General features: G+C 53.6%; 16 protein-coding genes and 1 pseudogene. 1 reads left to right on the top strand and 16 read right to left on the bottom strand.

Going from position 1 to position 25,948, the window contains the following annotated elements; translation table 11 throughout:
* Positions 1-58: 58 nt before the first annotated feature.
* From GYMC10_RS20795 to GYMC10_RS20840, 10 genes are all read right to left on the bottom strand, one after another.
* The gene (locus GYMC10_RS20795; protein ID WP_015736343.1) at positions 59-442 is read right to left on the bottom strand and encodes a YraN family protein; all 384 of its coding nucleotides are present in this window, start codon (positions 440-442) and stop codon (positions 59-61) included.
* Complete coding sequence (locus GYMC10_RS20800) at positions 439-753, bottom strand: EscU/YscU/HrcU family type III secretion system export apparatus switch protein (protein ID WP_015736344.1); 315 nt, start codon at positions 751-753, stop codon at positions 439-441. The genes GYMC10_RS20795 and GYMC10_RS20800 overlap by 4 nt, the downstream gene beginning before the upstream one ends.
* Positions 750-2,780: a hypothetical protein gene (locus GYMC10_RS20805; RefSeq protein WP_015736345.1), complete on the bottom strand. Its 2,031-nt coding sequence runs from the start codon at positions 2,778-2,780 to the stop codon at positions 750-752. Before GYMC10_RS20805 ends, GYMC10_RS20800 begins: the two co-directional genes overlap by 4 nt.
* A gap of 80 nt (positions 2,781-2,860) precedes the next feature.
* Positions 2,861-3,478, bottom strand: a complete 618-nt coding sequence (locus tag GYMC10_RS20810) for a ribonuclease HII (protein ID WP_009590921.1) — start codon at positions 3,476-3,478, stop codon at positions 2,861-2,863.
* Positions 3,479-3,727: 249 nt separating this feature from the next.
* On the bottom strand, positions 3,728-7,537 hold the full coding sequence (locus tag GYMC10_RS20815; protein ID WP_049788725.1) for a GH32 C-terminal domain-containing protein: 3,810 nt from the start codon (positions 7,535-7,537) through the stop codon (positions 3,728-3,730).
* Positions 7,538-7,624: 87 nt separating this feature from the next.
* Positions 7,625-8,509 carry an ROK family protein gene (locus tag GYMC10_RS20820; protein ID WP_015736347.1) on the bottom strand — a complete coding sequence of 295 codons (885 nt, stop codon included), beginning with the start codon at positions 8,507-8,509 and terminating at the stop codon, positions 7,625-7,627.
* A gap of 34 nt (positions 8,510-8,543) precedes the next feature.
* Complete coding sequence (locus GYMC10_RS20825) at positions 8,544-10,019, bottom strand: glycoside hydrolase family 32 protein (protein WP_015736348.1); 1,476 nt, start codon at positions 10,017-10,019, stop codon at positions 8,544-8,546.
* Positions 10,020-10,102: 83 nt separating this feature from the next.
* The gene (locus tag GYMC10_RS20830; protein ID WP_015736349.1) at positions 10,103-11,704 is read right to left on the bottom strand and encodes an ABC transporter substrate-binding protein; all 1,602 of its coding nucleotides are present in this window, start codon (positions 11,702-11,704) and stop codon (positions 10,103-10,105) included.
* A 57-nt stretch (positions 11,705-11,761) separates the two neighbouring features.
* Positions 11,762-12,643, bottom strand: a complete 882-nt coding sequence (locus GYMC10_RS20835) for a carbohydrate ABC transporter permease (RefSeq protein ID WP_015736350.1) — start codon at positions 12,641-12,643, stop codon at positions 11,762-11,764.
* Positions 12,644-12,659: 16 nt separating this feature from the next.
* Positions 12,660-13,583 (bottom strand): ABC transporter permease, encoded by a 924-nt coding sequence (locus GYMC10_RS20840; protein ID WP_085982522.1) that lies wholly within the window; start codon positions 13,581-13,583, stop codon positions 12,660-12,662.
* Between the two features lie 508 nt (positions 13,584-14,091).
* On the opposite strand from GYMC10_RS20840, the gene GYMC10_RS20845 reads away from it, so the two are divergent.
* Positions 14,092-15,132 (top strand): LacI family DNA-binding transcriptional regulator, encoded by a 1,041-nt coding sequence (locus GYMC10_RS20845; RefSeq protein WP_015736352.1) that lies wholly within the window; start codon positions 14,092-14,094, stop codon positions 15,130-15,132.
* A gap of 102 nt (positions 15,133-15,234) precedes the next feature.
* Here GYMC10_RS20845 and ylqF read toward each other — a convergent pair whose 3' ends face one another.
* The 6 genes and pseudogenes from ylqF to GYMC10_RS20885 all read right to left on the bottom strand — a co-directional run bounded on the left by ylqF (position 15,235) and on the right by GYMC10_RS20885 (position 25,869).
* The gene (ylqF, locus tag GYMC10_RS20850; RefSeq protein WP_015736353.1) at positions 15,235-16,101 is read right to left on the bottom strand and encodes a ribosome biogenesis GTPase YlqF; all 867 of its coding nucleotides are present in this window, start codon (positions 16,099-16,101) and stop codon (positions 15,235-15,237) included.
* A gap of 61 nt (positions 16,102-16,162) precedes the next feature.
* Positions 16,163-16,777 carry a signal peptidase I gene (gene lepB, locus GYMC10_RS20855; RefSeq protein ID WP_036663956.1) on the bottom strand — a complete coding sequence of 205 codons (615 nt, stop codon included), beginning with the start codon at positions 16,775-16,777 and terminating at the stop codon, positions 16,163-16,165.
* A 102-nt stretch (positions 16,778-16,879) separates the two neighbouring features.
* Positions 16,880-17,224 (bottom strand): 50S ribosomal protein L19, encoded by a 345-nt coding sequence (rplS, locus tag GYMC10_RS20860; protein ID WP_015736355.1) that lies wholly within the window; start codon positions 17,222-17,224, stop codon positions 16,880-16,882.
* Positions 17,225-17,458: 234 nt separating this feature from the next.
* A complete protein-coding gene (locus GYMC10_RS32605) occupies positions 17,459-17,602 on the bottom strand; it encodes a hypothetical protein (RefSeq protein WP_162939111.1) in 144 nt (47 codons plus the stop codon).
* Positions 17,603-17,715: 113 nt separating this feature from the next.
* Positions 17,716-21,772 (bottom strand): annotated as a pseudogene (locus GYMC10_RS33355) (beta strand repeat-containing protein).
* Positions 21,773-22,599: 827 nt separating this feature from the next.
* A complete protein-coding gene (locus GYMC10_RS20885; RefSeq protein ID WP_015736358.1) occupies positions 22,600-25,869 on the bottom strand; it encodes a collagen-like protein in 3,270 nt (1,089 codons plus the stop codon).
* Between the last annotated feature and the right edge of the window lie 79 nt (positions 25,870-25,948).

Here is a 25,948-nt window from a genome sequence, read left to right on the forward strand (position 1 = left end):
ATCAAGGAGCCCTCACCTGTTTCTATGGTTATTCTTATCGATTCGGATCAGACCCAACTTAAAATGCATTCTCGATATGATCCATCGAATCTGCCGTCATGTCTTCCCGGAGCATAACCGAAATGACGTCGAAACGTATCGTCCGTTCGTAATAACGCTTCTGGTGAACATACTGCTGGGCCGTGTTACGAACCTGCATCACTTTGCGGGCGTTCACGGACTCGGAGGGCGTGCCGAAGCGGGTCGTACCGCTTCGGCTCCTTACCTCGATCACCACAAGAGTCTCCCCTGTTTCCGCCACGATGTCCAATTCTCCAAAACGGCAGCGCCAGTTCCGGTCCAGAATCCGATACCCTTTTTGAATCAGGGCGGCGGCCGCCAGTTCTTCGGCAGCCGCTCCTTTTTGCTTGCGGTTGTCCTTTTTTCCGGATGGCGAGGTCATGACGGCATCATCCCTCCGTCCTTCGCTTGACGATCCGCACGATAAACATACGTCAGCACTTCCGCGACCAGCTGGTACAGCTCTTCCGGAATCTGTTGATCCAGATCCAGCTTGGAGAGAATCTCCACCAAGGCAGCATCTTCCTGCACGGGAACGCCATGCTCTTTGGCTTTATCCAATATAGACTCCGCCAGTTTGCCTTGTCCCTTGGCAACCACAACCGGCGCTTCGCTTTCGCCGGGCGTATATTTAAGCGCAACCGCCTTTTTCATGGCGGTGATTGACCCTTCCTCTTTCTCTAGCTTGCTCATATCCGCATGTCCACCCCTTTATAAACCTGAGGGGTGTATTCGGCTGCCGTTCCCTGCACGGAATCTTCTGCTGCCGGCGGCGAATCCAGGGGCAGCGGTTCTGTTTTGACGCTGAGCAATTGGTAGCCGATCGACGAAACGGCTTGTGCCAACTCCTGCTTGGTCCCTTCGAACAGCTCCGCGGCAAATGTCTGATCATTCCGAAAGTTAAGGCTGACGATCCGGTCAACAACCTGCACATCGATCAGGGTCTGCCCCAGAAACTTCATATCCAGGTCGAACAACAGCCTGCAGTTGGTTGCATCCAGCTCGCCTTTACGGCCTCTGCGGGATTGAATATGTACGGACGCGGTCTGTTCCCCGTCGGCGCCATGCAAAGGGATGAACAGCGTGATCTGTGCGAACGGCGCCGTTCGATCGGTATTCAGCAAGAGCTGCTGGCCCGTTAAATGCTGAATGACCTGTTGGGCCGCTTCCTTCAGCGCCGGAGGCGCATCCTGGCTGGACAGCACCTGAAGCAGCACCCCTTTCAGCGTATCCTGCAGGGCAAGCGACGAATCCCCCGATGGCCCTGAAGCCATAGTGGCCGGATGCACGCCTTGGGTTATTTGCTGCTGTACGGTTGGCGTTACCGGGTGCGTCAAGCCCGGCTGATTCACGGCGCCAGCCTGAGCATTCGGAACACCCGGTGCCTGCTGGTTCGCGTTTGCCGCATTCCCTGGCGTGGCGGAGGCTCCTGGCATATTCGCTGCTGCGCCCCCGCTGCCAGAGGCAGGAGTGGCGGGCAGGGAAGCTTGGGCTGCCGCAGCAGCGGTTGGCTGCGCTGCGGCCGGAGCCGGTGCAGCCGCGCCTGCTGCCGTTGGAGCAGCTACCGATGCGGGCACGGCCGCATTCGCTCCGGGCGCGGCGGCGCCGTGAGCCGCGCCCGCGGCCGTGCCGCTTCCGGGCGGCGCCGCAGGCTGCCCGGCTGGCGCTGCCGGCGCGGTGCTGCCCGCGCGCGCCGCTTCGCCCGCGGGGCCCGTCCCGGCCCCGCGCAGGGCCTGCTGCTCGTGCTCCGCACCGAGCAGCTTCAAGAGCCGCCCCACCCACGGCTCCGCGCCGGGGGTGGGCGGCTTTGGCGAAGGGCCTGCAGCCCCTTCGCCAAGAGCTGCCGCCAGCCCTGTGGGCACGGCGGCGGGTTGTCCGGCGGCAGGCGCTGCCGTGCCGCCGCTGGCCCATGGCTGCGCGAGCTCGCCGCGCAGCTGCTGCAGCAGGCCCTGCAGCTTGGTCAGCAGCGCCTGCTGACCTGAGCCGGCCTGCGCGGTACCTCCAGCGACATTGTTCGCCGCTGCTGCTTGCTGCTGCGCGGCAGCGGTACCCTCTGCGCCAGCTGCCGTCGAAGGCGCAGCGGACGCTGCATTTTTCCCGGCAGCCGCTGCGCCTCCGTTACCGTTGCTTAGAGCAGTCGTCAGCTGCTGCTCGAGCGACTGCAGCAGCTGATGCAGCTGGGGGCCGAATACGGCCTGATGCAGTCCCTTCACGCTTTCAGGGGTAATCGGCAGTCCGCGGTGAAATGCGATCGCTGCCGACTCTGCCCATTCGGCGGCCGGGATCTGAGGAGGCTTTACGGCCAAAGCCTCTCGGAACATGGCAATATTGTCCTTCGTCAGGGGAACTCCCGCGTTCTGCATGCCCCGGATCATTTCGCGGTTTTCCTTCGTATCCGGAAGACCCGCAAAATCCAGCACCTCAGCCATGGATGAAGGGGTCAACGGCTGTCCCGGCGTTTGGCTGAGAGGCTTAAGCACCGCTGTCCCTCCCTCTCCCGGCGGCTGAACCTGCAGCAGAGCCGTTTCCCCGGCTCGGAGCGGCGTTTCCAGCTTCGCTTTCACTTGAACGCCCTGGATCTGCACCACCGCTTCCTGCCCGTCCTCCGATACGTTCATAACGACACCGCGAACGACTTGACCCGGCTTAAGTTCCAACGTCTTGGCGTCTCCCGGCTTCTGCTCGCCCAGGAGTCCGCGAATCAACGATCCGATGTTCACGACAGTTCCTCCCACACCTTCTGTTTACCTTATATATCGGCAGCAGCCCGCCTTTTGACGAGGGCGGGCTGCATCGAAATCTAGAACAAGGACAATTGCTCAATCTCCATATTTTTCAAAAAGCTTCTTCTATGCATGGCGGTAGGTCCGTGCAGCTGCAGCTGTTCCCGGTGAAACTTGGTAGCATAGCCTTTATGTACGGCGATTCCGTATTCCGGATAACGCGCCTCCCATTCCCCCTCGCACAGCCTATCGCGGGTGACCTTGGCTATAATGGAAGCTGCCCCTATGGACTGGCTGTTGGCGTCCCCTTTAATGATGGCACGCTGGGGAATATCGCAATCCACCTTCTCGGCATCAACAAGCAGAAACTGCGGGGGAACCGCCAACTGCTCGATCGCCTTCTTCATCGCAAGTCTTGCCGCTTGTTTGATGTTAATGCGGTCAATCGTTTCCGCATCCACCAAACCGACGCCGACCGCCAGCGCCTGCTCCATGATCAGGTCGTATAGGGTTTCCCGCTTCTTGGCACTGAGTTTCTTCGAATCGTTAATTCCTTCAATGACCAGCCCCTCCGGCATAATGACCGCCGCAGCGACCACATCGCCGAACAAACAACCGCGGCCGACCTCGTCGATGCCTGCAATATGTATATAACGGCTCCAATACTCTCGCTCGTACATCAATAAATCTGTCATAGGTTTAACCCCTTTGGTTCCGAATTACCGTTTGTTGCCTATTCGTTCACACGGTGTATCGCATCTATTCTATCAATCTAGTAACTCTTCTAGAGTATCATACTCGCCAGGGAGCGTCACCCTTTTATCCCGTTAAGAATCCCGGCAGGAATGGGTTCGTCCATCGGCGAACCATCGGTTATACTCCCCGAAAAAAAGAGCCGCCGGCAGCGGCAGCTCTTCCCTTTATTCGATTATCGATCCTTGGCTTCAGAGCCCAAGCCGCCATCGCTGACGATCCGAAGCGGCATCCGGCTCATTCAATTCCAGCCCCGAACCGTCAGCCTTTACGGCAAGCGCCCGTCCATCGTGGACGGATCGGATGGTTACCGTATCATCTTCCTGACGTTCCACTCTCCACCGCTGATTGTTATAACCAAGATACGTGTATAACTGAATCCGGTTCTGCCCGGTATCCACATCCAAAGCCTTCCCTTCCGGCGTGCGAATGGAATACGTGCCTTCTTCTCCTGTCGGTACCCATACCCATAGCAGGTTGCCCGTACCCGTTGATTCCTTCACGGTAACGGGTTCGCCGTTTACGGATTTCTCGGTATGGATCGCCTTGTTCACGGCTTCGTTCGTGAAGCTGGTTTTCGTCAGTCGAGCTTCAGACGGATGACGGACGTAGACATTTTGATAGGAAGCCTGTCCGCCGAACACATTGACTCCAAAATGCCCTTCGGCAAATGTCCCGTCCATCACATCGATTACCTTCTTCCCGTCCACGTCGACTTGAATATGCGGACCTTTCGCTTCAATCCTCAGGTGGTAGGTTCTTCCCCCTTGGATAAAGCCGGGGACGCTGGCCAGGACTTGACGTTCCTCGAATCGACCTTCGACCATGTAGAAGAGCCGAATCGACTTCAAACCAGGATCCAAATTCAGATAATATCCGCTGCGGCCGTCCCCGCTTGCCCGAAACAGCATGGATCCGGCACCGCCTGCTTCCCCAAGCCGCATGTCTCCCTCGAACGTGAAGTCTCCTGCCCTCTCTTGCGCCATATAATTAGCATCACTCGAATGGCTGCCCCGGATTCCATGCTCGGTAAGGACCCACTTCGAGGCCTTAAGATCCGGTTTCCATCCCGTCAGATTCGTTTTGAAGGTTCCGCTCGAGACCAACACGCGGGTGCTCGCCGATATTTTTCCGTTTGGGGTTGAGGCCGTAATGACGGCTTCCCCCGCATTCGCCGCTTTCAATACGGCATGGGTCTCATCGGATGAAACAATCCGGACCGTATCGGGATGACTGGATGTCCATACCAAAGGTTTCTTCCCGTTGCCCGGGACACGATCCACGGCTGCGTACAACGATTCGGTCTGTCCCCGGGACAGGTCCAGCTCGTATGAATCCAACAGGATGCGGGAACCAGGTTCCGATGGATCAAGAGGCCTCCACACAGAATCCAGCTCATGCACCTTCAGGGATTTCAGCTTTACTTGGCCGCCTAGAGTGTAAAAGCTCATCCCCCGTCTGGCCCGATCCGGAAAAATAACGTCCGAGAACACAATGTTTCCGTCATTGCCGAACACCTCGACGGAAGATTCATCGACATAAATACGCAGCTTGACCACTCCATCTACGGGGTGCAGCAAAGCTTTATGTTCGGTCGAGAACAGGCTGGAGAAATCCGTGGTTCCCGATGCCGAACGGTCAATGAACATGTGATGCGCGGAGTTGTTATAACCGACCACCGTTTGTTGTCCGCCGCCTTCCCGCAGCCGGAACCCGAATTCCAGCTCGCTGCTGTCTGTCGGAATCTCGACTTCCGCCTCGATTTCAAATGCGCCTGCCTGAATCCCCTTTAACACATTCTGCGAGGTCTCCGTCACTTGCCTGTTATTCACATGGATTACCGTTTTCCGGAGGGTCTCTAGCTCAGCGATTGGAGACTGGTGCAGACGTATCCCCTCACTCGTCGTTCTGAGCGACAGCTCTCTAGGGATGGTCAGCTGACCCTTCCAGCCCGAAGTCGGAAAACTGAAGGGATAATCCCAGTTCGTCATCCATGCCAGCATGATTCTTCGATTGTCCGGCAGGTCGGAGAAAGACATGGAAGCGTAGAATTCCTTGCCCCAATCCGTTCTCAGCACGTTCCCGGCCGTATGATCATTCATAAATTTGCCGTCTGGCGTCACATCGCCAATAAAATATTCCGCATCGGAGCCTTGGGTGTTCGGATTAGCGCCGCTGCTGATCATCAACACCCATTTGCGCTGACCGGAGCCGTCCACGGCAAGCTGAAACAGATCCGGGCATTCCCACACGCCTCCACGGATATATTCCCCATACCCGAAACGGTCCGTTAAGGTCCAATCGACCAGATTGTCGGAGGTAAAGAAACGGATATGATCTCCCCCTGATACCACCATGATCCAGCGGTTGTTGGCTTCATCCCGTACCACTTTGGGATCGCGAAAATCCCATCCTCCCGGATCCTCGCCCTGTTTGCCCGGGTTCTCGATGAGGATCGGCCGTTCTTTCGAATACGTCCAGGTCCGTCCGTGATCGGTGCTGTAAGCAAGTCCGATCTTCTGATTCCCGCCCGGCCGATCAGGATTGAAGGATGTGTAGTAGGCAATGAGCCCTTTGCCTCCAGAATCCCCGAACAGACCTGAAGCGTTCGTTGTATCGGCTACGGCAGAACCCGACCAGACATGTCCGAGATCGTTCCAAGGCAGTGCGATCGGCAGCCGGTTCCAATGCACCAGATCCCGGCTGACCGCATGCGCCCACTGGCCTCCGTCCTGATGGAAGAGATGATACTCCCCTTCGAAATAGACCAATCCGTTCGGATCGCTTGCCGAGCCTCGGATTGGGCTATAATGATACTGCGGGCGGTATTCCTCCGTATAATAATCCGCCATGGGGGTTACGTACACGTCCTGAAAGTAAGCCGTTCCGGACTTTACCTTCATGCCGATCGATCCGCCCGCGTAACTACTGTCGGATACGCGGATCGCAGCGGGTTCGTAACCATCTACAGCGATTTGAATGCTGTCTTCGGAGACGTGGATCTCCACATGATGCGCACTTGTTGGCAGGCTTGGGTAGGTACGGCTCGATGCGCCAATCACCTTTCCATCCGAAGTTTCCAGCGTTACCCGCACCTGATCATCCTCTCTCCTGAATACGGCCTCGTATCCCTCCGTTCCTTGATCGTTCCCTCTCCAATAGAACCCCGCTTCAGCCTGTCCCCCTAAGGTGATATTGCCTTCCAGCACATAATCCGCAGCCGCATTCTTATAGATCCTGTAGGCTTCGAGCCCCTTCGATGCCGATCCCTTAAGCCCTTTGATGTCAGGCTGCCAGTCCCCGCTCGTAGCTGCCGGACCGAACAGGTTGCCTTTCCACTCGCTCACCTTGATATTTTGAAACAGGGCGGAACCGTCCCACACATGAAGACCCAGGTATCCTGTGGAATAAGCCGTATCATCGACTTCAATCATCGGTTCATATTGGCTTCCCCAATATACCTTAATATTGCTGCCTACCACCTTGACCTTAAGGTGAACGATGTCCCCTCGACTCAACGCGACCGCTTTTTCCACCTTCAATCTTCCATCCCCTTCGCGGGCATCCTTGAGGCGTACCAAGCCTGCGCTGGGCACGATTTGCAGCATATACGATGACCAGCCGTCAACGCTTGAACGAAAGACCAGCGAAGCATCTGCTTGCATATCCGTAATCATCACATCGGCTTCATAGACAAAATCATCCGCTCTGGTTGAGGAGATCGCAGCTGCGTTCTCACTTGAATCGGAACTAAGCCGTAAACCTTCTGCCGTTTGTTCCATCTTGCCTTTGCCCTTCAACTGCCACCCTTCAAGGTTGGTATTGACATTGGATACGCTTTCAAAAATGTCGTTTTCTCCTTCCCCTTTCAAAGCTGCATTCGCTTCTTGGATCACTGACGCAGCCGAAGCCGGAATGACGCTTGTCGCCAGCAATAAGGACATCGTGATCGCAGACAACGTGCGCAGCAGCATTGTATGTACATCCTGCGGTAATTTCATATATCCACCTCTTTTCGGATTCTTTACCACACGTGATATAGGAAGGATCAGCCCGAACAATCGGGCTGTTCTCCTAATCGAACCTGTTTAGGATGACGAATCTTGCCATGCCCGGATTCCCAGAGCCAATGCACCGCATAAGCCGGACTGGGTGCCTAATACCGGAGGAACTATATATTTCTCGATATCATGTACAATTTCGTCGGCAAGCACATATCCGTTTAAATTACGCCTCACCTCTGCACGAATGAGGGGATACAGCTGAGCCTGCTGCATAACGCCGCCGCCCAGTATGATCTTCTCCGGGGAATTCGTCAGAATCAGTCCGGTGATGGACTGCGCTATATAATAGGCTTCGATTTCCCAAGCGGGATGGTCGGCCGGCAGCAGATGTCCTTTCAATCCCCATCGGGCTTCAAGCGCCGGCCCAGCCGCCAATCCTTCCAAGCAATCGCCATGGTAAGGACAGGTTCCTGCAAAGGCATCTTCGGGATGGCGTTTAACGGGAACATGGCCGCCTTCCGGATGAACCAATCCATGGACCAGCCGTCCTTCAGCATAAAGGCCGAGACCAATACCTGTACCCACCGTATAATAAACGCAGCTGTTCAGCCCCTTGGCTGCTCCCCAAGTTGCTTCTCCCAAAGCAGCTGCATTGACATCCGTATCCCAGCCATAGGGAATATCCATATGCGACTTCATGTTGCCGAGGACATCGATCTGCGACCAGCCATGTTTCGGTGTTGACGTTACATACCCGTAAGTCGGGCTGTCCGGCTTCAGATCGATGGGTCCAAACGACCCGATGCCAATGGCTTCTACCTCATGTTCATGGAAATAGGAAATGGCTCTGGACAATGTACCTTCCGGCTGTCCTGTCGGAAAGCTGATGCGATCCTCGACGATTCCGTTTTCATTTCCGATACCGCAAACAAATTTGGTGCCGCCCGCTTCCATTGCTCCAATACGCATACTGCCGGATCTCCTTATGTCTTATCGATTCATATTACTTTAACTGGCCACCAGATGAAGAAACCTCATAGATATGGAAGGATTCTATAACCTTCCGGTCATCATCGGCAAATACGGTGATTCCCGTTGAAGCAGGATCAGGATAAATCAAATCCGTGATCACCGCCTGCCCGCGATCCGCGAACAGCTCCACGGACGAACGGTCCACGAAGATCCGCAGTTCCAGCATAGAGCCCGATGTCTTTAGCTGCGCCGAATGCTTGCCGGGGAAATCCTTATGGAAATCCGCCTGCCCTGAACGGCTGCGATCCACGTAGACTTCGGCAGATTCTGCATCCCAACCGACCAACGTCTCTTGCCCTAATCCTGTCCTTACTCTCAAACCAAGCGAAAATGCAGCATCAAAGCGGACAAGGATCTCGCAGCTCTCCAGCCGCACAGCGGCTAACCGGACAGCAGCTTCATTCACAGCGATACCATGCAAGGAAAGCAACTCGGTGCGGTGCGCTTCCAATTCACGAGCCGGCTGCTGCGTTACCGTAACTTCGCCTTCCAGCGTCTCCAGCTTGAGTTCCCGTACTAAGGTCATGGCCCCCCTCCAACCATCCGTTGGCGTCAGGTTTGCATATTTCCAATTGCTCATCCAGCCGATGAACAGCCTTCTGCCATCCGCTGCCGGAATGTCCGACCAGCTGACCCCGGCATAATTATCTCTGCCGTAATCCAGCCACCGCACTACACCTTTGGAGCGTTCATCCGGCATAAACGTTGTCCCGTCAAATTCTCCAATGAAATATTGCGTTCTGGAGCCCTCGACGTAGGCCGGATCATCGCCAATGCTGACAAGCATGACCCATCGCACTTCACCGTCTTCCGCAGCTAGGGGAAACAGGTCCGGACATTCCCAGACTCCATCATGAAATCCGATGCCCTCTCCAAACTCGCTGGCAAATACCCATTCCTTTAAGTTTGAAGATCGATAGAGACATACCGTCTGCCCGCACGCCACAATCATCACCCACTGCGATGACGGCTCATGCCAGAACACTTTGGGATCCCGAAAATCAACATAGCTGTCATGGCTAAGGACCGGATTGCCGTCATACTTCGTCCACGTTCTTCCTTCGTCCTTGCTGTACGCCAGGCTTTGGTACTGAATCATTTGCTGAGCGCCCTGCACATCATGATGGTGCGTGAAGATCGCTACAAGCCCGGGCCCTCCATCGAAAAACCCGCTGGAATTGTTCCAATCTACAACGGCACTGCCAGAAAAAATCGTGCCATGTTCATCCGGCGCTAATGCAATGGGAAGCTCTTCCCAAGAAACCAGATCCCTGCTGACCGCATGTCCCCAGTGCATGGGTCCCCATGTGGTGCCAAACGGGTGATGCTGATAAAACAAATGGTATTCCCCATTAAAATAGACCATGCCGTTAGGATCATTCATCCAGTTCTTCTGAGGTGAAAAATGGTAAGCATTTCGATAGTTTTGCTGTTCCGTGTTCGTCATTTGTGATCTCCTTCATTATCGTTATCATGGATTTACGACCGTACTTCAACGATATGCAGGAACGGCCGCTGCATTCCATACGGTTACTTCATGTTTCTGTCGTATCCCGTCTGTTTGATCGTCAGCCACTCCTGAAGTCCAAGTCGATCCAATTCCTTCAGGTAGGCATCCCATTCCTGATCTACTTTTCCATTCTGGTACCATTCGGTGCGCATTCTTTCCAGGTAAGGGAACAAGTCCGCTTCAATCGTGGATAAGCGATCCAACTCGTCGATGGAGAAGAACACTTTCGGGTACGTATTCTCCGCTTTCATGTGCGGTACCATGACGTCCTTCATCAGTTTGAGCCTCCACGCCGCATCATCCGGCATCGTGGTGTATTTTCCATAATACTCGTCCAGGATCGCAAGCGGCCCCGCGATGCTTGTTTTTTGTCTAAGCTCTACCGGAGCCGTGCCTTCAAGCGGAAGGTGCTTCAGCATCCCTTTGGCTTCATCCAGCTCAAAAATATTCTGCTGGGTATCGTCGCCGTAAGTTCCCCAGTTGTTCTGAACCGATTGGAGCGGTTCATACATGGCATCAATCCATTTGGCCGTTTCCTCCAGCTTCTTGTTGCTGCTGGTAATGACCAATCTTCCCCGGTCCAGTCCGATTCCGTTCGTCCTCGTTACATTGATCTCTCCGGTTGGCCCTGCAAGCGGCGGCATCAGGTCATACGTATCATTCATGCCCGTGATATTGGCTTTATCCCACGTAAAATACATGCCGTACCGGTGGTCTTTTCCCTTGGCCAGGTAGGTATTCCAATCCTGCTGGAATGCTTCGATGTCGATTAAGCCCTCTTCATACAATTCGTGAATGAATGCTATGGCTTCCTTATACCCTTCCTCTGCGGCGGTGAACACCACCTTGCCGTCATCCGTAACGACGGTGTGATCCCAGTTCTCACCCAAGCCGAATGAAGCAAACAGGAATGTCAGATCCTCGCCGCCCGGCTTATTAATGAAGGAAAGCGGTATTTCGTCAGCCTGCCCGTTGCCGTTCGGATCTTGGGTTTTGAACGCCTTTAATACGGTTTTCAGCTCTTCCGTCGTAGTTGGCATGTCCAGTCCCAAGGCGTCGAGCCACTCCACGTTAATCCAGGGGAAGTTATCCACCGATTGAATCCGCTCTTTCCCTGAGCCCAACTCCTCGATCCATGGAAAGGAATAAATATGTCCGTCCGGCGCCGTAATCATGTTGACGTATTCCGGCGCCTGCTCCAGCACCTTTTTCAGATTGGGCATATGCTGTTCGATTAAATCCTCCACGGGAATGATGACCCCGTCCTTTGCCAGTTTTAGCAGATCGTAATCTCCGTACCCCGCATCGAAGATGGCGTCAGGCAAATCTCCGCTCGCTACGGCCAGATTGCGTTTTTCCGCAAATACATCGCTGGTATAATTCTTCCACTTGATGTGAATGCCCGTTTTCTCTTCCAGACGCTTGTTGATCAGCTTCTCGTTAGGGTCGGCAGGAGCCAGCGGCGAGCTTTGCGTCAGGACGTTCAAAGTAACCTTTCCGTCCGGCGACTCATTTGAGGCTTCCCCGCCCTTGCCGCACCCGGACAAGAGCAGCACGGCTGCCAGAGCTGTCAGGGTTACCGCTTTTTTACGGTTATGTTTCTTGGATCTCTTCGTATTCATATCAATGACCTCCCGAATCATGTATTTGGATAATGACTTTATGTTGAAGGCGGCCCGCTATTTGAGAGAGCCTACCATAACACCTTTCTCGAAGTACTTTTGGAAGAATGGATACATAATCAATAGCGGAAGGCTGGAGATCACGATCGCCGAATATTTAATCATTTCCGAGAGCCGTTTCAGCTCCGCCATGGCAAGCTGGTCGCTAATCATGCCCGGCGCAGCCTGGTTCTGTATGAGAATCGATCTTAGAACGAGCTGCAGCGGGTGCAGCTTAGGATCGTCCAGATAGATCATGGCGTCGAAGAATGCGTTCCACTGGCCAACGAAGGCATACAGGGCGAGTACAAAGATAATGGGCTTGGATAGCGGCAGAACGATCCGAACAAAGATTTTCATATCGGTAGCCCCATCCACATTGGCCGCCTCCTTCAATTCATTCGGCACCCCTTTGAAGAAAGTTCGGGACAATATGATGTTCCACACATTCACCGCGCCGGGGATGATTACGGCCCATACCGTATTGAGCATACCAAGCTCCCTTACAAGCAAATACGTAGGAATCAATCCGCCTCCGAAAAAAATGGTGATAATGAACAACGTCATGAAAAAATGGCGTCCGGCCAGCCGGCTTTCCGAAAGTGCGTATCCCGCACAGACCGATACCGTTACCGTGAGAAGGGCAAAGGCTGTCGAATAGAAAACGGCATTGCCAAATCCGCGGAGCATCGCGGGATTGGACAGAATCATCTGATATCCTTCCAGGCTCCAATCGGAGATTTTAAAAGATAGCCCTTGATTCAGCAGCACGGTGGGATCCATGAACGAGGCCACCACAATGTAAACCAATGGAACGACAACGACTAATACGGCAAGCGTTAAAAAGATCGCGTTTAATGACAACAGAAAGCGGTCGAAGCGTGAATGTTTGACGGCCATGAGTATGACTCCTTTCCTAGTAGAGGCCTTCGCCTTCATTGAGTTTTCTGACAATAAAGTTCACCGTTACGAGCAAAATGACATTGATTACGGAGTTGAATAAACCAACGGCTGCGGAGTACGCATAATCGCCTGACTGTAGGCCGACCTTGTACACATAGGTAGCGATAATCTCCGAAGTAGGAAGATTCATCGAGGTTTGCATCAGATAAGCCTTTTCAAAGCCTATGGACATAATGCCACCCGCTGCCAGTATGAAGACGATCGCCATAATCGGTCTAATCGTAGGCAGATCGATATGTCGGATGCGCTGGAGAAGGTTAGCTCCGTCCAGGCTGGCCGCGTTATGCAGCTCTGGATCCACATTCGCAAGAGCAGCCACATAGATAATGGAGGCCCATCCGGCACCCTGCCATATATCTGATAGAATATAAATCCACCTGAAGTATTCCGGCTGCGACATAAACATCAGCGGACTTCCCGTCATCCAAATGACCAATTGATTGATCGGCCCCGTCGGGGACAAGAAGATAAACAGCATCCCGACAATGACGACCACCGAGATGAAATTGGGCGCGTACAGGAACAGCTGAATATTTTTCTTGACTGCCGCTTTGCGAACCTGGTTTAACATGAGCGCAAGCAGGATCGGCACCGGGAAGCTAAAGATAAGACCAAAAAAACTCAATTTAAGCGTATTCATAAAAATGACGTCAAAGTTTGGCGAGGCGATAAATTTTTCAAAATGCTTGAGCCCGACCCACTCGCTCCCGAGGATTCCTTTAATCGGGCTGAAATCCTTAAATGCGATAACGGCACCGTACATCGGAACGTACTTGAAAATAAGGGTCAATATAAGTGCCGGAGCCAGCAGTATGTACAGAAAATAGTTTTTCTTGACGAAAGCGAGCGTTCGCCCTGCGGAGCTCCGTCCCTTGATTACCCCTGCCCCCTGATTGGCTGGTTCCACTGAATGTCTCAAACCTGTTCCCCCGTTCTTTCTAGAGAAGTTTACATATTGCTTACAGAAAAGGCTTTCATTTTTCACTTATGTTGAATGTCGCTTTTACAATTTATCAAATGATGTAACACCAGTCAATATAATTTGTAAAAATAAATTTGTGCAATTGACAATAAAATTTGTTCATTTATTTCGTCAATTTGTCATAAACACGGGTAACCCATGTCGGTCTTTTCGTAAAATTACGGACATCCACCCTTTCCACTGTTATTAGATGATGTTTTAACAAATGTAAAGGAATAGCGAAGTGGATTCCAACTTAATCTCCGCTATTTAAATGTAAAATCAATTGTGCATTTGTAAAGTTAAGGTTGCTATTTGGGCTAATCTATTATACATTTGATTTAAGATATTCAGAGGTCATTAGCAACTGGAAGAAACAGCGGACCTTCGTATGAACTTGATCATTTGAGGTGAAATCAGATACATGACGAAAGAAAAAGTCACAATTCAAGATATTGCCGATGCCCTGGGGATCTCCAGAAATACGGCATCCAAGGCTTTGAACGGGAGCGAAAGTATTCCGGACGAGACGCGCAGCAAGGTTATCCGAAAAGCGATTGAACTGAAATACAAACAGTTTGCTTTCATGGAGACGGACAATCTGCTGACCAAAAACCCGGGAAATATCGCTCTTCTGACGGCGAATCTTCCAAGCACCTCCCATTTTGGCTCGCGATTAATCAGTGGGCTTGAGAAACGAATCAGCGCGGAAGGCTATAACCTGTCCATTCATATTGTCCGGGACATTGATCGAAGCTCTCGGACACTGCCTAACAATTTTGAATCCTCCAAAGTGGATGGCATCATATGTATTGAGTTATTTGATATGGAATACAGCAGGGAGCTCACAAGTCTGGGCTTGCCTACGGTATTTATCGATTGTGCAGCTGACATGTTCTACCCGGACTTACAGGCGGATTTGCTTCTGATGGAGAATGAACACAGCACCTGCCATATGACCAAGCGGCTCATCGAGCAGGGCTACGCGTCTTTGGGATTCATCGGGGACATCCAGCACTGCAAGAGCTTTAACGAACGCTGGGTGGGATTTAATCGGGCTTTGACCGAGATGGGGATCCGGCTGGATCCGGAACAGTGTGTCCTAAACCCGGACCGTGAGTTTTTCTCCGAGTCCGACTGGATGGAGAAGCGGCTGAAACAGATGAAACCGTTGCCGTCTGCTTTTGTATGCGCCAATGATTTTATTGCGGTCAATGTGATGAAAGCCTTGAAGAATAGCCATATCGCCATCCCCGGCGACATTGCCGTATGCGGCTTCGATAATGCGCCTGAATCGCGCATCGTTGAACCCCATTTATCAACGGTACATATCTATAGCGATGAAATGGGAATTGCTGCGGCTAACATGCTGTTGTCCCGGGTGAAAGAACCGGCGCTGCCCTATCAAGTCACCCATATCCAAACCAAGCCGATTTTCAGGGCATCTACCGAAAAAACAGACTAGTTTTATCCTTGTTAAGAAAAAAGAACCGTCCTGCCGGTATTCGGCTGAACGGTTCTTTTTATTTAATGGGTTGGAGAGGCAGTGCATTCTCCCTTTAACGAATCAATAAGGCGATTCCATAGAATATCGTCCAAGCTTCCCTGCGCGAAGTTCCCGTAGGAATAGGCTCGAGGCTTTTTCCAGATCGACTCTTCCGCCGCTTACGATACAGCCGCGTTTTCTTCCAATCGCCTCCATGACCGCGACGATTTCATCCGGGTTGTCCAGATCCGTCGGGCGCTCCTTCAGGTCAAAGCGCTCGCTCATCGTTTCCCAGTAATAATTGGCGAAATATTTGATCGCAAAAAAGGCAATATCCTCTACGTTCAATATTTCCTCTTTAATCGCGCCGGTTACCGCTAAGCGGTATCCTACATTCTGATCCTCGAACTTCGGCCACAAAATACCGGGGGTATCCAGCAATTCCATCTCACCGCCGGCAACCTTGATCCACTGCTGTCCTTTCGTGACGCCCGGACGGTCTCCCGTCTCCGCGATGTTACGGCCAGCAAGCCGGTTAATCAGCGTGGATTTGCCTACATTCGGTATGCCAACAATCAACACGCGCATCGCTCTCGGGTTCATGCCCTTGGCGATTTGTTTGTCGATCTTCTCTTTCAGTAGCAGCTTAATCTGGTTCGGAATATCCTTAACGCCTGTCCCCGTGGATGCATCGACGGGAAAAGCCGTCAGCCCAGCTTCTTTAAAATAGGCCTGCCATTGCCTTGTAACCTCAGGATCGGCCAAATCGGCTTTATTCATAATAACGAGCCGCGGCTTGCCCTGCAAAATCTCGTCAATCATCGGATTTCGGCTTGAGAGCGGAAGCCTCGCATCGATCAGTTCTATAACGGCATCGATCAGCTTCAGCTTCTCCTGAATTTGACGGCGCGCTTTGGTCATATGTCCAGGAAACCATTGTATTGTCAAACGTCGTCACCTCTACTTTGCTCTGCAAACTTTCATCGTTTCTATAGCGCCATGCGGCTGGCTAATGGTTGATGAGCCCTATGTCTTTAATCGGCCAGAAAATCAAGTCTGCTCGACCGATAATATCCCCCAAAGGAACATATCCTATCATTCGGGAGTCGGTACTGTTGGAGCGGTTATCCCCCATCACGAACACATGGCCCTCCGGGACAACGCCGTCCTGAACAAACGAGTTCGGAAAATCCGTGTTATTGTATAATCGATTTTCAGCATGGGCTTGATCAATTGCTTCCTGTATGTAGGTTTCATTCACAGGTTCCCCGTTGACAAGCACTTTATCGCCTTCCACTTTAACCGTATCACCGGCAACCGCGATCACGCGTTTAATGAAATCCCTGCCCTCGTCAGGAACATGGAACACGATAACTTCGCCACGCTCGGGTTTGCGGATATCATATAAAATCTCGTTGACGATCAGCTTCTGATTCGAAACAAAGTTAGGTTCCATCGATGGTCCCTGTACAATAAACGGTTTAAAGAGAAGCCAGCGAATGAGAACGACGAGAACCAGCGCAATGAGAAGAGCCTTCAGCCATTCTACAAGCTCGTTCTTAGCCTTTTTGGCCGGTTTCCCCACGTTGGTTTCAATGGCCTCCTGGTGTTGATCTTTCTCCATAATCCACCGTCCTTCCCTGTAGATCGCTTTCGCATGATAACGATTTTTGGATATACAAAAGGGGCTTGTATATACGCACAAGCCCCTTTTACCGCCTTGTAATTAACGACGAATTTCTTTAATTCTCGCTGCTTTACCGCGCAGTTCACGAAGATAATAAAGCTTCGCACGACGCACTTTACCACGGCGAGCCACTTCGATTTTATCGATTTTAGGCGAGTTGATTGGGAAAGTTCTTTCCACACCAACACCGTAAGAAATTTTACGAACGGTAAAAGTCTCACTGATTCCGCCACCGCGACGTTTAATTACTACACCTTCAAACAACTGGATACGCTCACGAGTTCCCTCGATAACCTTAACGTGTACTTTTAAAGTATCACCAGGACGAAAGCTCGGAATATCTTTACGAAGTTGTTCTTGAGTAATCGCTTGAACGATATTCATCTATGACTCCCTCCTCTCACACAGGTGTTCTTGCATCTTCCGGAAACTCTATGTATTTCCTTCATTATCCGCAGCGGACCACCGTATTCACAACAAAAGAAATAGTAACATATTTTGCTGACTGAATCAAGTATTTTATCTTTACACCCTCATCTATAAACCCGCACAACGCTCACTGGTCTTTAAAAAACCACTTCCAGCATGAAGATCATGCCGGAAGCGGTTAGGCTGAACTTAATTTACGCTTTCTTTCGAGTCATGCAAGCCTTTGTGGCGCTTGCCATAGTATTCAAGGATGTCGTCTACCGTTTGGAATTGAACTTCAGTATGGTTTGTTTCTTCTATTTTTGCTTCCTGTTGTTGTCGATGTTCTGTCATGACAAGATGCCTCCCAGTAATCTCAAGTGTTTCTCCAGATACATATTACCCACCGAAGGAGACGATGCATCAACCATATTAAAAAAATTGACACTGAAGTATACAATATTGGGCTATGAGCCAATTCTAAAGATAGAAATTCTTGCAGCGGTTTGCGGTGCCGTTATCGATTTACTGACCGGCGATAAATTATAGAGCCCAACGGTATTACCTGCACTTAAATTGATGACGGCAGATCCTGATACCTCGGCGTTGGCTGAATTCGAGTTCATGTTCGCTGTGTTTGTCGTATTACCGTTGACAACGACTCCGAAAGTATTAGGCGCTGACGAACCCGTTTCGAGCGAAATCTGCCAGTCAAAGTAGTAGAAGCCAGCTGTCACGATGGTCAGCGTCGTGGTACCGTTAAAGGTTACACCTTGAAGTGTGCTTGTTGAAAAAGTAACCGGTGAATTGGTAGCCACATTTTGAACGACTCCATTGCTGGCATAGATCACACTACCGCCCACGAGGGTAGTAGACCCGGTTGGACCCGTCGGGCCTGCCGGACCTGTTGCACCGGTTGCTCCTGTTACCCCCGTGGCTCCCGTTGCTCCCGTTGCTCCGGTTGCTCCGGTTGCTCCTGTTGCTCCCGTGGCTCCTCTTTCTCCTGTTGCACCCGTTACACCAGTTACTCCTGTTGCTCCGGTGGCTCCTGTTACCCCGGTTGCCCCTGTTACTCCAGTTGCTCCCGTGGCTCCTCTTTCCCCAGTCACACCTGTGGCTCCGGTTGCCCCTGTTACCCCGGTTGCTCCTGTTGCTCCCGTGGCCCCCGTTGCTCCTCTTTCTCCTGTTGCTCCTGTTGCTCCGGTTGCACCAGTTACTCCTGTTGCTCCCGTTGCTCCTGTTGCCCCTGTTACTCCGGTTGCTCCTGTTACCCCCGTTGCTCCTGTTGCTCCTGTTACCCCTGTTGCTCCTGTTGCACCAGTTATTCCTGTTGCTCCTCTTTCCCCAGTTACACCTGTTGCTCCTGTTGCTCCTGTTGCTCCTGTCGCTCCTGTTACCCCAGTTGCTCCCGTTGCTCCTGTTGCTCCCGTTGCTCCTGTTACTCCTGTGGCTCCTGTGGCTCCTGTGGCTCCTGTGGCTCCTCTGTCCCCAGTTACACCTGTTGCTCCCGTGGCCCCCGTTACTCCTCTTTCTCCTGTCGATCCCGTTGCTCCCGTGGCTCCCGTAACACCTGTTGCCCCCGTTGCTCCGGTGGCTCCCGTTGCTCCAGTCTCTCCAGTCTCTCCAGTGGTACCTGTTGCTCCCGTTGCTCCTGTCACTCCCGTTGCACCCGTTGCTCCGGTTGCACCAGTTATTCCTGTTGCTCCCGTTGCTCCTCTTTCCCCAGTTACACCTGTTGCTCCCGTTACTCCTCTTTCCCCAGTTACACCTGTTGCTCCTGTTGCTCCTGTTGCTCCTGTTGCTCCTGTTACCCCTGTTGCTCCAGTTGCTCCGGTGGCTCCCGTTGCTCCAGTCTCTCCAGTGGTACCTGTTGCTCCCGTTGCTCCTGTCACTCCCGTTGCACCCGTTGCTCCGGTTGCACCAGTTATTCCTGTTGCTCCCGTTGCTCCTCTTTCCCCAGTTACACCTGTTGCTCCCGTTGCTCCTGTCGCTCCGGTTACTCCTGTTGCACCTGTTTCACCTGTAGCTCCTGTTGCCCCAGTTACTCCCGTTGCTCCCGTTGCTCCTGTTGTTCCGGTTGCTCCTGTTACCCCGGCTGCTCCTGTTGCCCCAGTTTCTCCTGTTGCCCCAGTTTCTCCTGTTGCCCCTGGTACTCCAGTCGCTCCAGTTACCCCAGTTGCTCCTGTTACCCCTGTTGCTCCGGTTGCACCCGTCGCTCCCGTTGCACCAATTTCTCCTGTGGCTCCCGTGGCTCCTGTTACCCCTGTTGCTCCTGTTGCACCAGTTTCTCCTGCTGCCCCTGTCGCTCCTGTTGCTCCCGTTTCACCTGTTACCCCGGTTGCTCCGGTGGCTCCCGTTTCACCTGTTACCCCGGTTGCTCCGGTGGCTCCCGTAGCTCCTGTTACTCCTGCCGCTCCCGTAGCTCCTGTTACTCCTGCCGCTCCAGTGGCTCCTGTCGCTCCTGCTACCCCCGTTGCTCCTGTTGCACCAGTTTCTCCGGTTTCTCCTGTTGATCCTGTTTCCCCCGTCGCTCCTGTTACCCCCATTGCTCCTGTTGCACCAGTTTCTCCGGTTGCTCCGGTAGCTCCTGTCGCTCCCGTAGCTCCTGTTGCCCCTGTTACTCCCATTACCCCTGTTGCTCCTGTTGCACCCGTTTCTCCTGTTACTCCTGTTGCTCCCGCTTCTCCTGTTGCTCCTGTCGCTCCCGTTGCACCCGTTTCACCCGTTACACCTGTCGCTCCTGTTACTCCTGTTGCTCCTGTTGCTCCTGTTACCCCCGTTGCTCCTGTTGCTCCTGTTACCCCCGTTGCTCCTGTAGCTCCCGTTACTCCTACCGCTCCAGTAGCTCCTGTTACCCCTGTTGCTCCAGTATCTCCAGTTGCCCCTGTTACCCCCGTAGCTCCTGTTGCCCCTGTTACCCCCGTAGCTCCTGTAGCTCCCGTTACTCCTGCCGCTCCAGTAGCTCCTGTTACCCCTGTTGCTCCAGTATCTCCAGTTGCCCCTGTTACCCCCGTAGCTCCTGTTGCCCCTGTTGCTCCTGTTGCACCCGTTTCACCTGTAGCTCCTGTTGCTGTTGATCCGGTTGCTCCTGTTACCCCTTACCCCTGTTGCTCCCGTTGCTGCACCCGTTGTGCCTGTAGCTCCCGTTGCACCTGTTACTCCCGTTTCTCCTGTTGTTCCCGTTGCACCTGTTACCCCAATTGCTCCTGTTGCCCCAGTTGCTCCTGTTACACCCGTTTCTCCTGTCGCTCCCGTAGCTCCTGTTACCCCAGTTGCTCCAGTCTCTCCAGTGGTACCTGTTGCTCCCGTAGCTCCTATCACTCCCGTTGCACCCGTGGCTCCTGTTGCTCCGGTTGCACCAGTTATTCCTGTTGCTCCCGTTGCTCCTGTTGCACCAGTTACTCCTGTTGCTCCCGTGGCTCCCGTTGCTCCTGTTGTTCCGGTTGCTCCTGTTACCCCGGTTGCTCCTGTTACCCCGGCTGCTCCTGTTGCCCCAGTTTCTCCTGTTGCTCCTGTTACTCCAGTCGCTCCAGTTACCCCAGTTGCTCCTGTTACCCCTGTTGCTCCGGTTGCTCCGGTTATCCCCGTTGCTCCTGTCTCTCCGGTCGCTCCTGTTACCCCGGTTGCCCCTGTTTCTCCGGTTACTCCTGTTGCTCCTGTGGCCCCCGTTGCTCCTGTTGTTCCGGTTGCTCCTGTTACCCCAATTGCTCCTGTTGCCCCAGTTGCTCCTGTTACACCCGTTTCTCCTGTCGCTCCCGTAGCTCCTGTTACCCCAGTTGCTCCAGTCTCTCCAGTGGTACCTGTTACTCCCGTAGCTCCTATCACTCCCGTTGCACCCGTGGCTCCTGTTGCTCCGGTTGCACCAGTTATTCCTGTTGCTCCCGTTGCTCCTGTTGCACCAGTTACTCCTGTTGCTCCCGTGGCTCCCGTTGCTCCTGTTGTTCCGGTTGCTCCTGTTACCCCGGTTGCTCCTGTTACCCCGGCTGCTCCTGTTGCCCCAGTTTCTCCTGTTGCCCCTGTTACTCCAGTCGCTCCAGTTACCCCAGTTGCTCCTGTTACCCCTGTTGCTCCGGTTGCTCCGGTTATCCCCGTTGCTCCTGTCTCTCCGGTCGCTCCTGTTACCCCGGTTGCCCCTGTTTCTCCGGTTACTCCTGTTGCTCCTGTGGCCCCCGTTGCTCCTGTTGTTCCGGTTGCTCCTGTTACCCCAATTGCTCCTGTTGCCCCAGTTGCTCCTGTTACACCCGTTTCTCCTGTCGCTCCCGTAGCTCCTGTTACCCCAGTTGCTCCAGTCTCTCCAGTGGTACCTGTTGCTCCCGTAGCTCCTATCACTCCCGTTGCACCCGTGGCTCCTGTTGCTCCGGTTGCACCAGTTATTCCTGTTGCTCCCGTTGCTCCTGTTGCACCAGTTACTCCTGTTGCTCCCGTTGCTCCCGTTGCTCCTGTTGCTCCTGTTACTCCGGTTGCTCCTGTTGCTCCGGTAGCTCCTGTCGCTCCCGTAGCTCCTGTTGCTCCTGTTACTCCCATTACCCCTGTTGCTCCTGTTGCACCCGTTTCTCCTGTTACTCCTGTTGCTCCCGCTTCTCCTGTTGCTCCTGTCGCTCCCGTTGCACCCGTTTCACCCGTTACACCTGTCGCTCCTGTTACTCCTGTTGCTCCTGTTGCTCCTGTTACCCCCGTTGCTCCTGTTGCTCCTGTTACCCCCGTTGCTCCTGTAGCTCCCGTTACTCCTACCGCTCCAGTAGCTCCTGTTACCCCTGTTGCTCCAGTATCTCCAGTTGCCCCTGTTACCCCCGTAGCTCCTGTTGCCCCTGTTACCCCCGTAGCTCCTGTAGCTCCCGTTACTCCTGCCGCTCCAGTAGCTCCTGTTACCCCTGTTGCTCCAGTATCTCCAGTTGCCCCTGTTACCCCCGTAGCTCCTGTTGCCCCTGTTGCTCCTGTTGCTCCCGTTTCACCTGTAGCTCCTGTTGATCCGGTTGCTCCTGTTACCCCTGTTGCTCCTGTTACCCCGGCTGCTCCTGTTGCTCCAGTTTCTCCTGTTGCTCCTGTTACTCCAGTCGCTCCAGTTACCCCAGTTGCTCCTGTTACCCCTGTTGCTCCGGTTGCTCCGGTGATGCCCGTTGCTCCTGTCTCTCCGGTCGCTCCTGTTACCCCGGTTGCCCCTGTTTCTCCGGTTACTCCTGTTGCTCCTGTGGCCCCCGTTGCTCCTGTTGTTCCGGTTGCTCCTGTTACCCCAATTGCTCCTGTTGCCCCAGTTGCTCCTGTTACACCCGTTTCTCCTGTCGCTCCCGTAGCTCCTGTTACCCCAGTTGCTCCAGTCTCTCCAGTGGTACCTGTTACTCCCGTAGCTCCTATCACGCTCCCGTTGCTCCTGTTGTTCCGGTTGCTCCTGTTACCCCGGTTGCTCCTGTTACCCCGGCTGCTCCTGTTGCCCCAGTTTCTCCTGTTGCCCCTGTTACTCCAGTCGCTCCAGTTACCCCAGTTGCTCCTGTTACCCCTGTTGCTCCGGTTGCTCCGGTTATCCCCGTTGCTCCTGTCTCTCCGGTCGCTCCTGTTACCCCGGTTGCCCCTGTTTCTCCGGTTACTCCTGTTGCTCCTGTGGCCCCCGTTGCTCCTGTTGTTCCGGTTGCTCCTGTTACCCCAATTGCTCCTGTTGCCCCAGTTGCTCCTGTTACACCCGTTTCTCCTGTCGCTCCCGTAGCTCCTGTTACCCCAGTTGCTCCAGTCTCTCCAGTGGTACCTGTTGCTCCCGTAGCTCCTATCACTCCCGTTGCACCCGTGGCTCCTGTTGCTCCGGTTGCACCAGTTATTCCTGTTGCTCCCGTTGCTCCTGTTGCACCAGTTACTCCTGTTGCTCCCGTGGCTCCCGTTGCTCCTGTTGTTCCTGTTACCCCGGTTGCTCCTGTTACCCCGGCTGCTCCTGTTGCCCCAGTTTCTCCTGTTGCCCCTGTTACTCCAGTCGCTCCAGTTACCCCAGTTGCTCCTGTTACCCCTGTTGCTCCGGTTGCTCCGGTTATCCCCGTTGCTCCTGTCTCTCCGGTCGCTCCTGTTACCCCGGTTGCCCCTGTTTCTCCGGTTACTCCTGTTGCTCCTGTGGCCCCCGTTGCTCCTGTTGTTCCGGTTGCTCCTGTTACCCCGGCTGCTCCTGTTGCCCCAGTTTCTCCTGTGGCTCCCGTTGCACCAGTTACTCCTGTTGCTCCCGTTGCTCCCGTTGCTCCCGTTGCCCCCGTTGCTCCTCTTTCTCCTGTTGCTCCCGTTGCACCAGTTACTCCTGTTGCTCCGGTTGCACCAGTTACTCCTGTTGCCCCCGTTGCTCCGGTTGCTCCTGTTACCCCGGTTGCCCCTGTTTCTCCGGTTACTCCTGTCGCTCCGGTTGCACCCGTAACTCCCGTTGCTCCACTAACTCCCGTTGCACCCGTTTCACCTGTCGCTCCTGTTATTCCTGTTGCTCCGGTTGCCCCTGTTTCTCCGGTTACTCCTGTCGCTCCTGTTACCCCAGTTGCTCCCGTAGTTCCTGTTGCTCCCGTGGCTCCTGTTACTCCTGTTGCTCCGGTTGCTCCCGTAGCTCCCGTAGCTCCTGTTACTCCTGCCGCTCCTGTGGCACCTGTTACCCCAGTTGCTCCTGTCTCTCCGGTGGCTCCTGTTGCTCCCGTTGCTCCTCTTTCTCCTGTTGCTCCCGTTGCACCTGTTGCACCAGTTTCACCAGTTTCACCGGTCGCTCCCGTTGCACCCATTTCACCTGTAGCTCCTGTTGCACCAGTTACTCCTGTTGCTCCCGTGGCCCCCGTTGCTCTTCTTTCTCCTGTTGCTCCGGTTGCTCCCGTTGCTCCTGTTGCCCCAGTTACTCCAGTTGCACCCGTTGCTCCTGTCTCTCCGATGGCACCCGTTGCACCCGTGGCTCCTGTTGCACCCGTTGCTCCCGTCTCCCCAGTGGCTCCTGTTACTCCTGTTGCTCCTCTTTCTCCTGTTGCTCCGGTTGCTCCCGTTGCTCCTGTTGCCCCTGTTACTCCTGTTGCTCCTGTTGCCCCCGTAGTTCCTGTTACTCCTGTTGCTCCCGTTGCTCCGGTTGCACCAATTTCTCCTATTGCTCCCGTGGCTCCTGTTTCACCCGTTGCTCCCGTCTCCCCAGTGGCTCCTGTTACTCCTGTTACTCCTGTTGCCCCTGTTGCCCCAGTTACTCCAGTTGCACCCGTTGCTCCTGTTGCACCAGTTACTCCTGTTGCTCCCGTGGCCCCCGTTGCTCCTCTTTCTCCTGTTGCTCCGGTTGCTCCCGTTGCTCCTGTTGCCCCTGTTACTCCTGTTGCTCCTGTTGCCCCCGTAGTTCCTGTTACTCCTGTTGCTCCCGTTGCTCCGGTTGCACCAATTTCTCCTATTGCTCCCGTGGCTCCTGTTTCACCCGTTGCTCCCGTCTCCCCAGTGGCTCCTGTTACTCCTGTTACTCCTGTTGCTCCCGTGGCCCCCGTTGCTCCACTTTCTCCTGTTACCCCGGTTGCTCCCGTACCTGTCGCTCCTGCCGCTCCTGTTACTCCCGTTGCTCCGGTTGCACCCATGGCTCCTCTTTCTCCTGTTGCTCCTGTAACTCCCGTAGCTCCTGTTGCTCCCGTTTCACCTGTTGTTCCTACTCCAGTTGACCCTCTTGCCCCTCTTACCCCTACCGCTCCCGTCGCTCCAGTTGACCCTCTTGCACCTGCTGCTCCCGTTGACCCCGCTGCCCCAGGAACACCCGGTACTCCTTCGGAACCTGTAGCTCCAGTTTCGCCCGTCGGTCCCGTTAGATCTTGTACATTTTCAACGAAATCCTGCATCATCATACTTTGAACGCTCTCGGCACTTATTCTTGAAACAGATAACAAAGAAAACAACAACCCATTCCGATCAGTTGTCGGTATATCCAAAGTTGTTACCGTTTCTCCAAGCATATTGGTATAATTCATCAATCGATCATTCACTTGCATCGGAGACGCGCCTTCCACCAGTGATGCCATTACGTCCTGGGACGCTGTCTGCAGAGCTTCCCGCTGCGCTGCAGAAGCGCCCAAACGGGATACTTGTTGATTGATATCTTCAAAAACAACTCCTAATCTATTGGCGGATTCCATCCCTGGATTCGTCACTGCGTCCGCAATATATAACGGGAGATTATCGACCAAGTTGTGTAATGGGATCAAATCCATTCTTTCTTGTGCATAACCCCATCTGTTGAGCGAACTGCTAATTTCAAGAACGGATGATCTAATCAATCTTCCTATTCCGATGCGCTCGGCATAAGAAAGGATAAGTACTGCAAAAAAGTTTATTCGATCTATAATTTCTCTGCTATTGTTCATATTAGAAATAACTAATACTTGTTCAGCGGCCATTCGGATAAATCGCTTTTCGCTTTTAGATAGTGACATATTGGAAGACAACAACATTTTTTGGATCCGTCGAACTTGTCTTTTTAGACGAATGAAGTTTTCATGTACCGGTTGCTCAATGAATATGCGGACAAGTGCTCTCAATTGGCGAAACGACCAAACCAGGCGACTCAACCAAAGCTCTCTTAACCTCGCTCGCCTGGGCGCTATTTTTCGTGAAGACGTGCACTTCAATTTGCCGCGATTTCCTCTCCGTGGGGAATCCAATATGCTTCACTCCTCGTTCTGCTTCTCTACGACTCAGCAAACACCCATATCTGCAGACTATTCACTGGGCGAACAATAG

It is taken from the genome of Paenibacillus sp. Y412MC10 (assembly GCF_000024685.1).
In the GTDB taxonomy this organism is placed as follows: Bacteria; Bacillota; Bacilli; order Paenibacillales; family Paenibacillaceae; genus Paenibacillus_AQ; species Paenibacillus_AQ lautus_A.